We start from the raw sequence: 14,109 nt of genomic DNA on the forward strand, positions 1-14,109 counted from the left end.
GGAGTCGATCGCGCGCCGGTTATGTCGCAGCTGCGTTGCAGCAGCCAGCCCACACTTGGTGCAAGTCTGGTCAAATGTTGCTGCTGCTCATGAATTGAGCTGCCGCGCGCACGCAGAGATGCGGTCGGGGGCTGCCGGGAGGCGGGGACGATCGGGCTGAGGCGAGGGCGGTGCGGTGCGACAGCACCGTCGCCAAAATGAATGCCTGCCATGCCATTGCGAATTGCGCTGACAGGCCGCGTCTTGTGCCAACACGCTGAACAACGGTGGGTTTTAGAAACGCTCTGCTGTTGTGAGGGAAAAACGGCTGGGCTAGCTTGTTCTGCAAGCGGAATTTAATTCCGCACCATGGAATTGAGTGGAACGCGCATGGGACGACGGTCTGAGCGATTGAGCAGGGTGGGGATGCTGCCTGGAGATCTCGCCGGTGACGGCGAGGTGATTCAGGTGGTGTCGCGGGCGTTCGACGTACTTCGTTGCTTCGAGGGGCACGAGGCGCGGCTGGGCAATTTAGAGATCTCGAACCGCTGTGGTCTGCCGCGGTCGACGGTGTCTCGGCTGACGCACACGCTGACCCGGATGGGCCAACTGGTGTATCTGCCGCGCGATCAGAAGTACCGGATCGGCCCGAGCGCGGTGGCCATGAGCACGTCGATGACGCGGGGCTTGCAGCTGCGCAACCTGATCCGCCAGCGCCTGCAGGACGTCGCGGAGCAGTTGCCGGGGACGGTCGGTTTCGTCATTCCCGATCGCTTCCACCTCGTCTATCTGGAGTTCGGCCGTGCTGCGAATGCGCTCGGGCTGCACGAGACCACCGGCAGCCGGATCTCGATGGCGTCGACCGCGGCTGGCCACGCTTATGTCGCAGCCCTCGAGCCCGAGGTCGGCGATGCCCTGCTGACCGAGATGGAACGCGAGCTGCCGGATGCGGCGAGGCTGCTGCGGCCGCGGCTGGAGCACAACAGGCAGTTCCTCAAGGAGCATGGCTATGTGGTGGCCTGCGGCCTGTGGAGCCCGCATATCAACGGTGTCGCGCTGCCGCTGTGGTCGCCGCAGTACCAGACCTATGTCGTGCTCACGATCGGGCTGCTGTCCGCGATGTATGACGAGCAACGCCTGCATGACGAGGTGGCGCAGCCGATGCTCGAACTCGGCCGCAGCGTCGCTGCGCTGCTGCAGGGGGCCGAGGCCGACGTCTTCAACAGCCGGATGGAAAGAAAGCCGCTGCCTGTGACCACGAAGACCAACCACAAGAACAAGACCATCACCGGGGCAGGGGGAACGAATGAGTTGGCAGCCGGAGCTCGAGGAACTGGCCCGGCGCGAAGCCTTCGCGCGGGAGATGGGCGGGCCTGACAAGGTCAAGCGTCAGCACGACCAGGGCCGCCTGACTGTCCGCGAGCGCATCGACGGCGTCGTCGATGCCGGCAGCTTCCACGAGATCGGCGCCGTCGCCGGTCTCGGCGAATATGACGAGCAGGGCGAGCTGAAACATGTGACGCCCGCCAATTGCGTGTTCGGACGTGCCCGCATCGACGGCCGCACCGTCGTCGTGGTCGGCGACGATTTCACTGTGCGCGGCGGCTCGGCCGATGCGTCGATCGCCGCCAAGCCGCTGATGGCGGAGGAGATGGCGCACGATTTCCGTCTGCCCATCATCCGCATCATCGAGGGCTCCGGCGGCGGCGGCTCGGTCAAGACGATCGAGACCAAGGGCGCGGCCAATCTGCCCGGCGGCATCGGCGGCAATCGCTGGTATCGCTACACGACCGAGAACATGTCGCTGGTGCCGGTGGTCGCGCTCGGCCTCGGCTCGGTCGCAGGCCTCGGCGCCGCGCGGCTTGCCGCCAGCCACTATTCGGTGATGACCAAGCAATCGGCGATGTTCGTCGCCGGTCCCCCGGTGGTGAAGCGGCTCGGCCAGGACCTCGGCAAGATGGAGCTCGGCGGCGCCGACATCCAGACCCGCGCCGGCGGCGTCGATCATGCGGTCGACACCGAGGCGGAAGCCTTCGCCTGCGCGCGCCGCTTCCTGTCGTATCTGCCGTCGTCGGTGTACGAACTGCCGCCGACCTTGCCCTGCACCGACGATCCGCAGCGCACCGACGAGCAGTTGATCAGCGCCGTGCCGCGGGATCGCCGTCGGGTCTACAAGATGCGGCCGATCATCGAGTCCGTGGTCGACAGCGGCTCGTTCTTCGAGGTGGCGCAGAACTACGGCCGCCCGATCATCATCGGACTCGCGCGTCTCGAAGGCCGCGCGGTGATGGTGCTCGCGAGCGATCCCTATCACTATGGTGGCTCATGGACGGCGGATGCCTGCCAGAAGGTGATCCGCTGGGTCGACTTTGCCGAGACGTTCCATCTGCCGATCGTCTATCTGATGGATTGCCCGGGCTTCATGGTCGGTCTCGAGGCCGAGAAGGCGGCGACGATTCGCCACGGTGTGCGCGCGATGGCGGCGGTCAACCAGTCGACGGTACCGTGGTGCACGGTGATCGTACGCAACTCGTTCGGTGTTGCGGGCGTCGTGCATCAGCCGGCCGACCGCTTCTCGATCCGTTACGCCTGGCCATCGGCCTATTGGGGCTCGCTGCCGCTCGAAGGCGGCATCGAGGCCGCCTATCGTGCCGAGATCGATGCCGCGCCGGATCCGAAGGCCAAGCTCAAGGAGATCGAGGAGCGGCTGAACAAGCTGCGCTCGCCGTTCCGCTCGGCCGAGAAGTTCTGGGTCGAGGAGATCATCGACCCGCGCAAGACGCGCGCGCTGCTCTGCGAGTTCGCGCGCCTCGCCGAGCCGTTGCGGACGGTCGGTCCGCCGACCGCGATGACGACGCGGCCATGAGAGAGGGCGAATGGCGAGTAGCGAATAAGGGAAAAGGGTGGCGAATCGAGATCGCCGGACCCATCTCCTACTCGCTACTCGCTACTCGCTACTCGCTACTCGCTACTCGCTACTCGCTACTCGCCCGTTTCACGCCGGCTTCGGTTGTCGCGCGATCGCCAGCGCCAGCAGCGCCGCCAGGACGCAGAGCGCGCCTGCGGTGAAGAAGGCCGGCAGATAGCTCTGCAGCAGGGTGCGTGACAGGCCGGCGCCGAATGCGGCGGTCCCCGCGCCGAGCTGATGTGCGGCGAACACCCAGCCGAACACCAGGTTGGCCCGCTCCGTGCCGAAGCGCTGCGCCGTCAGCCGCACCGTTGGTGGCACGGTGGCAATCCAGTCGAGACCGTAGAACATCGCGAACAGCGACAGGCCGTAGAACGAGAAATCCGTGAACGGCAGGAAGAGGAGCGAAAGCCCACGCAGGCCGTAGTACCAGAACAGCAGCCAGCGATTATCGTAGCGGTCCGACAGCCAGCCCGAAACGATGGTGCCGAAGAAATCGAAGATCCCCATCGCGGCGAGCAGGCTCGCGGCCTGTACCTGCGGAATGCCAAAGTCGAGGCACATCGGGATCAGGTGCACCTGGATGAGGCCGTTGGTCGAGGCGCCGCAGATGAAGAAGGTCGCGAACAGCATCCAGAACACCGGCACTCGCGCTGCATCGCGCAGGGTGCCGAGCGCGGCGGCAAGAATCGGCGTGGTGACCGGCGCGGGCGCCGTGATCGGCTCGCTGCCCTTGTCGCCGAACGGGCGCAGGCCGAGGTCGCTCGGCCGGTCGCGCATCAGGAGCAGCACGGCCGTGGCCGAGACGGCGAGGGCGCAGCAAACCAGCGCGAGCGCCGTGCGCCAGCCGAGCCGTTCGGTGAGGCTGGCGAGCAGCGGCAGGAACACCAACTGTCCGGTCGCCGTGCTCGCGGTGAGCACGCCGACCACGAGGCCGCGCCGCGCCACGAACCAGCGCGTGGCGATGGTCGCGCCGAGCACCAGCGCCGTCATGCCGGTGCCGATGCCGATCACGAAGCCCCACAGCAGCACGAGGTGCCAGATCTGCGTCATGGCCAGCGACGCCAGCAGCGCCGACACCACGATCACCTGGGCCAGCAAGGTGATGTTGCGCAGCCCGTAGCGGTTGAGCAGGGCTGCGGCGAACGGCGCCATCAGCCCGAACAGCACGAAGCGGATGGACAGCGCAGAGGAGATCTCTGCGGTGCTCCAGCCGAATTCCTGCTGCAGCGGCACGATGAACACGCCAGGCGCGCCGACCGTGCCAGCCGTGACCAGGGCCGTGAAGAAGGTCACGGCGACCATGACCCATCCGTAATGGATGTTGCGCCGTCCGAGGGCTGCTGCGATCTGGTTCGATATCATGCGAGGCCTCGCCAGTGTGTGCCACCGCGCCATTGTGGCAGGCGGCGCGGGTGACATAAACGACGAAGTTCCCTCATTTCACGACATCACGGACGCTCCACCGCGATGGCGGTCGCCTCACCGCCGCCGATGCACAGCGATGCCACGCCGCGCTTGAGGCCGCGGGCCTCCATCGCATGCAGCAGCGTCACGATCAGGCGTGCGCCGGTGGCGCCGATCGGGTGGCCGAGCGCGCAGGCGCCGCCATTGACGTTCAGACGGTCGCGGGGGATGCCGAGATCGCGCTGCGCTGCCATCGCGACGACGGCAAAGGCCTCGTTGATTTCGAACAGATCGACGTCCTCGACGCGCCAGCCGACCTTGTCGAGCAGCTTCCGGATCGCGGGGATCGGCGCCGTCGTGAACCATTGCGGCTCCTGGCTGTGCGTCGCATGACCCTTGATCTCGGCGATGACAGGCAGTCCGTCGCGCACGGCGCGGGATCGGGTCGCGAGCACGAGCGCTGCGGCGCCGTCGGCATTGGCCGAGGAGGCCGCTGGCGTGATCGTGCCGTCCTTGCGGAACGCCGGCTTCAGCGTCGGGATTTTCGCGGGATCGACCTTGAGCGGGTGTTCGTCATTGGCGATCAGGCGAGGGCCGGCTTTCTCCGTCAGGGTGATCGGTGCGATCTCGGCCTTGAATGCGCCGCTCTCGACGGCCTGGCGCGCTCGTGTCAGGGTCTCGATCGCGTAGGCATCCTGATCGGCGCGGCTGAACTGGTAGGCTTCTGCCGTCGCCTCGCCGAAATCGCCCATCGAGCGCCCGGACTCGTAGGCGTCCTCAAGTCCGTCCAGCAGCATGTGGTCGAGGATGCGATCGTGCCCCGCGCGATAGCCGCTGCGGGCCTTGGTCAGCAGATAGGGAGCATTGCTCATGCTCTCCATGCCGCCGGACACGACGATCTCGGCCGAGCCGGCCGTGATGATGTCGTGCGCCAGCATAGTCGCCTTCATGCCGGAGCCGCAGACCTTGTTGATCGTCGTAGCGCCCGTCGCATCCGGCAGGCCGGCGCCGCGCGCCGCCTGTCGCGCTGGAGCCTGGCCCTGACCGGCGGGCAGGACGTTGCCCATGAAGATCTCCTGGACCGCGTCGGGCGCAATGGTCGCGCGTTCGATCGCGGCTCGGATCACATGCGCACCGAGCTTGTGCGCGCTCAGCGGGGACAACTCGCCGATGAAGCGGCCGAGCGGGGTACGAGCGGCAGACAGGATCACGACGGGATCGGACGAGGCCATGACAGGTTTCCTGAATTGAATATGATGGTCATCATATAATAACGGATCCCAAAAGCAAATCCCGGCGATCTCGGCTCAACGGTGTCGTGATGCGGGAGGCGAGGCGGCCGCGGGACTCGGCGCAGAACGTGGCGAATTGCTATCGCTTGCGGTCGATGAACCCCTGCATCAGCCGCTTCGGCTCGTCGGTGAGGAACGCGCGTCCGAAGGTGCCGACCGACAGTTCGATCGCATCCTTCAACGGCAGATCCTCCCATTGCCGCAGCAGGGCCTTCTGCGCCCGGAGCGCGTGCGGGCCGCAGGCGAGCAGCGACGCCACGGCCTTTTCCACCGCCGCATCCAATTCTCCTGCCAACGCCACGGCATCGACGAGACCCCAGGCGAGCGCGGTCGGCGCATCGACCGTCTCGGCCGTCAGCAGCAGCCAGCGGGTGCGGCCCCAGCCGATCAGCCGGGGCAGCAGCGCGGCATGAATCACCGAGGGAATGCCGACGCGTACTTCTGGCATACCGAATTTGGCATCATGTGCTGCAACGCGAAGATCGCAGGCGGCCGCCACCTCCAGCCCGCCGCCCAGGCACCAGCCGGGTAGCCGGGCGATCACGGGGGCCGGAAATGTTCGCACCGCGTCGCAAAGTTCAGCGAGGCGGGTGATGAAAGCCTCTGCGGAGGCCTGGTCGAGCGTCGCCATCTCCTTGATGTCGGCGCCGCCGATCATGCTCTTTTCGCTTGCTCCGGCGAAGAGGAGGACGCGAATGCTCTCGTCTGCGGCGAGCGACTGCAGTCCTTCTTTGATGCCGGCGATTGCGCTTGAGCCGAGAATGTTGAGCGTCCCGGCGTTGCAGATCGTCAGCCGGGCCACCCCACGGCCGTCGCGGCTGACGCCGCAGTATGGATTGAGCATGTCCATGGCCGGCCTCGTAAGGTTGTCGTGTTCATGAAGCGCGCCGAGCCTGAACGGCATCGAGCCTTAGATCAACTCGAATTCATCAAATTGCTGCGGCGATCCGCGCGCGGAGCTGCTATTGTATGACCGCAGACATTCAATGGGACGGCAATGCGCTACTCTCCGGAACACAAGGCGGAAACCCACGCGCGAATCGTACGCAAGGCGTCGGTGCGGCTCCGCGAGAAAGGGGCTCATGGGGTCGGCGTCGCCGACCTGATGAAGGAAGCGGGGCTGACACACGGCGGATTCTACGCGCATTTCGAATCGCGCGAGGCGCTTGTCGTCGAGGCGTTTGGTTATGCCATGGACCGCTCGGTGGCGCGGTGGCGCAAGCTGCTGGACGAACTGCCGCCGCAAAAGCGGCTCGCCGCGATCGTCGACGGTTACCTTTCGCGGCAGCATCGCGACGACCTTGGCCACGGCTGCGCGGTTCCCGCGCTTGGCGCCGAGATCGCGCGCGAGAGCGCCAAGACCCGCAAGGCGTTTGCGGCGAAGCAGGAGGATCTGATCCAGCTGTTCGCCGGATACATCGTTGATGTGCCGCCCAAGATCGCCCGAAAGCGGGCGTCGGCGATGCTCGCGACCCTGATGGGGACGTTGGTCATGGCACGGGTGACCGGCAGTGGGGATGCGTCCGACGAGATTCTCGGCGCAGGCCGCGAGGCGGCTCTCGCCATCGCGACAGGACTCGGTCCGGCGGGCAAGACGTCGGCACGCCCGGCGGCGAAGCCGCGCGTGAGCAAGGCGCCCACCGCCCGAGGCTGACCCCTTGGGCCCGCGGGCCTCAGCGCAAGGTCGTAAGGACCGAGAAGGGGAGCGGGTTTGACCGCGACGGAGGGGCGGCAATTTCGCAGCGCCGATCAGCGCTTAGACCCTTCCCAAACGCCGCAAAGACTGCAAGATGCCGGCCAAATCGGCACTGCTTACCCCTGCGGAGGATACCCCATGCGTTCGATCGGTCATTTCATTGGCGGCAAAGAGGTCAAGGGCACGTCTGGTCGGACGGCCGATGTCTTTGAGCCGATGACCGGCGACGTTCAGGCCAAGGTCGCGCTGGCGTCGCGGGCCGAATTGCGGGCGGCCGTGGAAAATGCCAAGGCGGCCCAGCCGGCCTGGGCTGCCACCAATCCGCAGCGCCGGGCGCGGGTGATGATGAAGTTTCTGGAACTCGCGCAGCGCGACTACGACCAACTCGCCGAGTTGCTCGCCCGCGAGCACGGCAAGACCGTTCCGGATGCCAAGGGCGACATCCAGCGCGGCCTCGAAGTGGTCGAGTTCGCCTGCGGCATCCCGCATTTGATGAAGGGCGAGTACACCGAAGGCGCCGGCCCCGGTATCGACATCTATTCGATGCGCCAGCCGCTCGGTGTCGTTGCCGGCATCACGCCGTTCAATTTCCCGGCGATGATTCCGATGTGGAAATTCGCTCCCGCCATCGCCTGCGGTAACGCCTTCATCCTGAAGCCGTCGGAGCGCGATCCCGGCGTGCCGATGAAGCTCGCCGAGCTGATGATCGAGGCGGGCCTGCCGGCCGGCATCCTCAACGTCGTCAACGGCGACAAGGAGGCCGTCGACGCCATCCTGGAGGATCCGGACATCATGGCGGTGGGCTTCGTCGGCTCGTCGCCGATCGCGCAATACATCTATGAGCGCGCGGCCGCCCACGGCAAGCGCTGCCAGTGCTTCGGCGGCGCCAAGAACCACGCCATCGTGATGCCCGACGCCGACCTCGACCAGGCCGTCGATGCGCTGATCGGTGCCGGCTATGGCTCGGCCGGCGAGCGCTGCATGGCGGTTTCGGTGGCGGTGCCCGTCGGCAAGACCACCGCCGACCGGCTGATGGAGAAGCTGATCCCGCGCGTCGAGTCCCTGAAGATCGGCACTTCGATCGATCCGTCGGCCGATTACGGCCCGCTGGTCACCCGCGAGGCGGTCGAGCGCGTGAAGAACTATGTCGACATCGGCGTCAAGGAAGGCGCGACGCTGGCCGTCGACGGCCGCGGCTTCAAGATGCAGGGCTACGAGAACGGCTTCTACATGGGCGGCTGCTTGTTCGACAACGTCACCAAGGACATGCGGATCTACAAGGAAGAGATCTTCGGTCCGGTGCTGTCGGTCGTCCGCGCCAAGGATTACGCCGAAGCGCTGGCGCTGCCGTCGGAGCATGATTACGGCAACGGCGTTGCCATCTTCACCCGCGATGGCGACGCGGCGCGCGACTTCGCCGCCAAGGTCAATGTCGGAATGGTCGGCATCAACGTGCCGATCCCGGTGCCGATCGCCTACTACACGTTCGGCGGTTGGAAGAAGTCCGGCTTCGGCGACCTCAACCAGCACGGCCCGGATTCGATCCGCTTCTACACCAAGACCAAGACGGTCACCTCGCGCTGGCCGTCCGGCGTCAAGGAAGGCGCAGAGTTCTCGATCCCGCTGATGAAGTGACGAGATGAGTTGACGAGAGTGGGAGCCCTTAAGGGCTCCCACTTGCGTCATTGTTGGCCGTCATTGCGAGGAGCGAAGCGACGAAGCAATCCAGGCTGCCTCCGCGGAAAGACTCTGGATTGCTTCGTTTCGCTCGCAATGACGGAGTGTGAAGAAGCGCCACGGCCAAGATAACAAACCAGGGAAACGCGGAGAACGGATGCATTTCGCTCTCGACGAGGAACAGATCGCGGTGCGCGACATGGCGCGCGCCTTCGCGGCCGAGAAGATCGCCCCGCATGCGTTGCGCTGGGACGAGGAGAAGCACTTTCCCGTCGACGTGATGCGCCAAGCCGCGGCGCTCGGCATGGGCGGCATCTACATCCGCGATGATGTCGGCGGCTCGGGCCTGACCCGTCTCGACGCGGCGCTGATCTTCGAGGCCCTGGCGACCGGCTGTCCGACGGTCTCGGCCTTCATTTCGATCCACAACATGGCGTCGTGGATGATCGACACGTTCGGCACCGAGGCGCAGCGTCAGGCCTATCTGCCGAAGCTTTGCGCCATGGATCTGATCGCGAGCTATTGCCTGACCGAGCCGGGCGCCGGCTCGGACGCCGCCGCGCTGCGCACCCGCGCGGTGCGCGACGGCGACGACTACGTCCTCAACGGCCAGAAGCAGTTCATCTCCGGCGCCGGCGCGACCGACATTCTCGTCGCGATGGTGCGCACCGGTGCCGATGGCCCCGGCGGCATCTCGACCCTGGTGATCGATGCGAAGACCCCGGGCGTGTCGTTCGGCGCCAATGAGCGCAAGATGGGCTGGAACGCGCAGCCGACCCGCGCCGTGATCTTCGAGAATGCGCGCGTGCCCGTCGCCAACCGGCTCGGCGAGGAAGGCATCGGCTTCAAGATCGCGATGGCCGGCCTCGACGGCGGTCGGCTCAACATCGCGGCGTGCTCGCTCGGAGGCGCGCAGAGCGCGCTCGACAAGACCCTTGCCTACACGAAGGAGCGCAAGGCCTTCGGCAAGCGGCTCGACGAATTCCAGGCGCTGCAGTTTCGCATCGCCGACATGGCAATCGAGCTGGAAGCGGCACGCACCTTCGTCTGGCGTGCCGCCGCCGCGCTCGACCGCAAGGATGCTGACGCCACCATGCTGTGCGCGATGGCCAAGCGCTTCGGCACCGATGTCGGCTTCGAGGTCGCCAACCAGGCGCTGCAGCTGCATGGCGGCTACGGCTATCTGAGCGAATACGGCATCGAGAAGATCGTGCGCGATCTGCGCGTGCACCAGATCCTCGAAGGGACCAACGAGATCATGCGTCTGATCGTGTCCCGCAAGCTGATCGAGGGCGCGCGATGAGCGAATTGGTCGAAGGCGATCTGATCGTTCGCCGCGAGGGCTCGGCCGGCATCATCCGACTCAATCGTCCGAAGGCGATCAACGCGATGACCTTGGAGATGTCGATGGGCATCGACGCCGCGCTGGATCGGTTCGAGGCCGATCCCGCCGTGGCCGTCGTGGTGCTCGAAGGCGCCGGAGAGCGTGGGCTCTGTGCCGGCGGCGACATCCGCGGGCTCTACGAGAGCTCGAAGGTGAATGGTGACCTGGGCAAGGTGTTCTGGCGCCAGGAATACATCATGAATGCGCGCATCGCGGCGTTCGGCAAGCCCTATATCGCCTATATGGACGGCCTGGTGATGGGCGGCGGCGTCGGGCTGTCGGCGCATGGCCGCCATCGCATCGTCACCGAGAAGACCAGACTCGCGATGCCCGAAGTCGGCCTCGGCTTCTTCCCCGATGTCGGCGGCACCTGGCTGTTGTCGCGCGCACCCGGCGAGCTCGGCGCCTATTTCGGTCTGACCGGACAGACGATGAATGGGCCGGACGCGATTCATGCCCGTTTTGCCGATGCAGTGGTGCCGACGGAGAGATGGCCGGCGCTGCGCGAGGTTCTGACAAAGGTCAGGCCCGGAGCGGTGTCCCTTGAGATTGACCAGCTCATTGCAGGTTTTGCCACCGGCGAGACCGCCGGGCCGGTGGCCGCGCAGCAGGCGAAGATCGATGCGTGGTTCGCTCATGATCGCATGCATGATATCTTCGTGGCGCTCGAAGCCGATGGTTCGGAGCTGGCGCTGGCGACCCTGAAGACGCTGAAGGAGAAGTCGCCGCGCGGCATGGTCGTGACGTTGAAGCTGCTGCGGCTGGCGCGCAAGGCGACATCGCTGCAGGAATGCCTGGTGCGTGAGTATCGTGCGGCGCTCGAAGTGTTCCGCAGCGATGATTTTCGCGAAGGCGTGCGCGCCGCGATCATCGACAAGGACCGCAATCCCAGCTGGTCGCCGCCGAATGTCGATCAGGTGACGCCGGAGATGCTGGAGCGCTATCTTGCCGAGATCGGCGCCGACGAGCTGACATTTCCGCAAACGAGATAACAAGCAGGTCGAGGGGAGACAACGAACCATGGCAACGATCGCATTCATCGGCCTCGGCAACATGGGCGGTCCGATGGCCGCCAACCTCGTCAAGGCCGGCCACAAGGTGGTCGCGTTCGATCTGGTCGAGGCGTCCAGGGCGCAGGCCAAGACCGATGGCGCCGAGATCGCCGCCAGCGCGTTGGCTGCGGCGAAGGGGGCAGATGCCGTGGTCACCATGCTGCCGGCCGGCAAGCATGTGCTGGCGGTCTGGAACGAGGTCGTGCCGGCAATGGCCAAGGGGGCGCTGATCATCGATTCCTCGACCATCGACGTCGAGAGCGCGCGCGCCGCGCATGCGCTCGCCGCCAAGCATGGCATCGCTGCGATCGATGCACCGGTGTCCGGCGGCACCGGCGGCGCCAAGGCCGCGACGCTCACCTTCATGTGTGGCGGCGAGGAGGGGGCGTTCGCCGCTGCCAAGCCGATCCTGGAGAAGATGGGCAAGAAGATTGTCCATTGCGGCGGCGCCGGCGCCGGTCAGGCGGCCAAGATCTGTAACAACATGATCCTCGGCATCTCGATGATCGCGGTCAGCGAGGCCTTTGCGCTTGGTGAAAAGCTCGGCCTGTCGCACCAGGCGCTGTTCGACGTCGCCTCGACCTCGTCGGGCCAGTGCTGGTCGCTGACGTCCTATTGCCCGGTGCCCGGGCCGGTGCCGGCTTCGCCCGCCAACAACGACTACAAGCCGGGCTTTGCGACCGCGCTGATGCTCAAGGATCTCACGCTGTCGCAGGACGCCGCCAAGGCGGCGGGCGCGGCGACGCCGCTCGGCCAGCACGCGCAGGAGATCTACAAGGCGTTCGAGGCCGCCGGCCATGGTGGTGTCGATTTTTCCGGAATCATTCAGCACGTCCGCAAGCTTGCCGGGACCCCCTGATGACGACATTCAAGGACGCCCGCGCGTTTCTGCTGGCGCATCGCACCGATTATGATGCGGCCGTGAAGGGCTTTCGTTGGCCCGATCCGGTCCCGTTCAACTGGGCGCTCGACTGGTTCGATGCCGAGCTCGCGTCCGATCCGGAAAGCCGCGAGCGGACCGCGCTGTGGATCTTCGATGCGGCGCAGGACCGCCAGACCAAGCTGTCCTTTGCCGCGCTGTCGCGCCGCTCCAACCAGGTCGCCAAATTCCTGCGGGCGCAGGGCCTGCAGCGCGGTGATCATCTGCTGCTGCTGCTCGGCAATGTCGTGCCGCTGTGGGAGACGATGCTCGCGGCGATGAAGCTCGGCGTCGTCGTGATCCCCGCGACGACGCTTTTGACTATCGACGAGCTGCGCGACCGGCTAGAGCGCGGCCGCGCCAAGGCCGTCGTCGCCGCGCAGGATCAGGTCACGAAGTTCGCCGATCTCGGTGCCGGAGATCTGGTCCGAATCGTGGTCGGCGCACCGACCACGCCGGCGGGCTGGCTGCCGTTCGAGCTGGCCGCTGCGGCGGACGAGACGTTCACGCCGGATGGGCCGACGCAGCCGGACGATCCGATGCTGCTGTATTTCACCTCGGGCACCACGGCCAAGCCGAAGCTGGTGCGACACAGCCACCGCAGCTATCCGGTCGGCCATCTCTCGACGATGTACTGGCTCGGCCTGCAGCCGGGCGACGTCCATCTCAACATCTCCTCGCCGGGCTGGGCCAAGCACGCCTGGAGCTGCTTCTTCTCGCCGTGGAATGCCGGCGCGACCGTGTTCGTGGTCAACCAGCCGCGCTTTGACGCCAAGGGGCTGCTCGCGATCATCCGCCGCTGCGGCGTCACCACGTTGTGCGCGCCGCCCACGGTGTGGCGGCTGTTCATCCAGGAGCATCTCGCCGATTTCAAGGTAAGCCTGCGCGAGGCCTGCGGCGCCGGCGAGCCGCTCAATCCGGAAGTGATCGACCAGGTCCGTGCGGCCTGGGGGCTCACCATCCGCGACGGCTACGGCCAGACCGAGACCGCCGCGATCGTCGGCAACTCGCCGGGCCAGACGCTGAAGATCGGTTCGATGGGCCGGCCGCTGCCGGGCTACCGCGTCGAGGTCGCCGATATCGACGGCAATCTCGCGAGCGAGGGCGAGATCACCTTGGCGCTCACGGGGGAGCGACCGGCCGGGCTGATGCAGGGCTATCAGGGCGACGACGGCAAGCTGTCGGGGGCTGACGGGGTGCGCTATCGCACCGGCGACGTCGTGTTCCGGGACGAGGAGGGCTATCTCACCTTCGTCGGCCGCTCCGACGACGTGTTCAAATCATCGGACTATCGGATCTCGCCGTTCGAGCTGGAGAGCGTATTGCTGGAGCATGAGGCGGTTGCCGAGGCCGCCGTGGTGCCGTCACCGGATCCGATCCGGCTGGCGGTCCCCAAGGCCTATGTGCTGCTGACAGCGGGCGCCGAGCGCTCGCGCGAAACGGCGCTGTCGATCTTCGCGCATCTGCAATCGCGGCTGGCGCCGTTCAAACGTATCCGCCGGCTGGAGCTGGTCAGCGAATTGCCGAAGACGATCTCGGGCAAGATCCGCCGCGTGCAGCTGCGCCGGCTCGAGCACGAGGACAACCGCACCGACCATCTGCGCGGTGCGGAGTTCAGGGAAGAGGATTTCCCGGAGCTGAAGTCTCGGCAAGCCGGCCACGAGGGATAGGGGACTATTTGGTAAAGGCGACAATGACGCCGTGAGTTGGGTTACTCGTCATGCCCGGGCTTGCCCCGGGCATCCACGTCTTGCTGAGCATGCCGGACGACGTGGATGGCCGGGACAAGCCCGGC

At 66.2% G+C, this 14,109-nt stretch carries 10 protein-coding genes and 1 pseudogene; 8 read left to right on the plus strand and 3 right to left on the minus strand.

Features of this window, described 5'->3' with window-relative positions; all coding sequences use genetic code 11:
• The first annotated feature begins 369 nt into the window (after positions 1-369).
• Positions 370-1,356, plus strand: a complete 987-nt coding sequence (locus tag BBTA_RS16715) for an IclR family transcriptional regulator (protein WP_012043672.1) — start codon at positions 370-372, stop codon at positions 1,354-1,356.
• Entirely contained in the window at positions 1,286-2,845 is a 1,560-nt protein-coding gene (locus BBTA_RS16720; RefSeq protein ID WP_012043673.1) for an acyl-CoA carboxylase subunit beta, read from the plus strand. The genes BBTA_RS16715 and BBTA_RS16720 overlap by 71 nt, the downstream gene beginning before the upstream one ends.
• A gap of 129 nt (positions 2,846-2,974) precedes the next feature.
• Here BBTA_RS16720 and BBTA_RS16725 read toward each other — a convergent pair whose 3' ends face one another.
• The 3 genes from BBTA_RS16725 to BBTA_RS16735 form a co-directional block, all read right to left on the minus strand.
• The gene (locus BBTA_RS16725; protein ID WP_012043674.1) at positions 2,975-4,252 is read right to left on the minus strand and encodes an MFS transporter; all 1,278 of its coding nucleotides are present in this window, start codon (positions 4,250-4,252) and stop codon (positions 2,975-2,977) included.
• Between the two features lie 86 nt (positions 4,253-4,338).
• On the minus strand, positions 4,339-5,526 hold the full coding sequence (locus BBTA_RS16730) for an acetyl-CoA C-acyltransferase (RefSeq protein ID WP_012043675.1): 1,188 nt from the start codon (positions 5,524-5,526) through the stop codon (positions 4,339-4,341).
• A gap of 139 nt (positions 5,527-5,665) precedes the next feature.
• Positions 5,666-6,436 carry an enoyl-CoA hydratase gene (locus BBTA_RS16735; protein WP_012043676.1) on the minus strand — a complete coding sequence of 257 codons (771 nt, stop codon included), beginning with the start codon at positions 6,434-6,436 and terminating at the stop codon, positions 5,666-5,668.
• 147 nt (positions 6,437-6,583) lie between these two features.
• Here BBTA_RS16735 and BBTA_RS16740 point away from each other — a divergent pair, with 147 nt between their 5' ends.
• From BBTA_RS16740 to BBTA_RS16765, 6 genes and pseudogenes are all read left to right on the plus strand, one after another.
• Entirely contained in the window at positions 6,584-7,240 is a 657-nt protein-coding gene (locus BBTA_RS16740; protein ID WP_012043677.1) for a TetR/AcrR family transcriptional regulator, read from the plus strand.
• A gap of 180 nt (positions 7,241-7,420) precedes the next feature.
• Positions 7,421-8,917 carry a CoA-acylating methylmalonate-semialdehyde dehydrogenase gene (locus BBTA_RS16745; RefSeq protein ID WP_009027964.1) on the plus strand — a complete coding sequence of 499 codons (1,497 nt, stop codon included), beginning with the start codon at positions 7,421-7,423 and terminating at the stop codon, positions 8,915-8,917.
• A 199-nt stretch (positions 8,918-9,116) separates the two neighbouring features.
• Entirely contained in the window at positions 9,117-10,262 is a 1,146-nt protein-coding gene (locus BBTA_RS16750) for an isobutyryl-CoA dehydrogenase (protein ID WP_012043678.1), read from the plus strand.
• Positions 10,259-11,335, plus strand: a complete 1,077-nt coding sequence (locus BBTA_RS16755; RefSeq protein WP_041750697.1) for an enoyl-CoA hydratase/isomerase family protein — start codon at positions 10,259-10,261, stop codon at positions 11,333-11,335. Before BBTA_RS16750 ends, BBTA_RS16755 begins: the two co-directional genes overlap by 4 nt.
• 10 nt (positions 11,336-11,345) lie before the next feature.
• Positions 11,346-12,254: pseudogene (mmsB, locus tag BBTA_RS16760) on the plus strand (3-hydroxyisobutyrate dehydrogenase); the annotation flags it as partial.
• A complete protein-coding gene (locus BBTA_RS16765; protein WP_012043681.1) occupies positions 12,254-13,984 on the plus strand; it encodes an AMP-binding protein in 1,731 nt (576 codons plus the stop codon). The pseudogene mmsB and the gene BBTA_RS16765, both read left to right, overlap by 1 nt.
• Positions 13,985-14,109 lie beyond the last annotated feature (125 nt).

Origin of the sequence: Bradyrhizobium sp. BTAi1 (genome assembly GCF_000015165.1) — a bacterium.
Classification (GTDB): domain Bacteria; phylum Pseudomonadota; class Alphaproteobacteria; order Rhizobiales; family Xanthobacteraceae; genus Bradyrhizobium; species Bradyrhizobium denitrificans.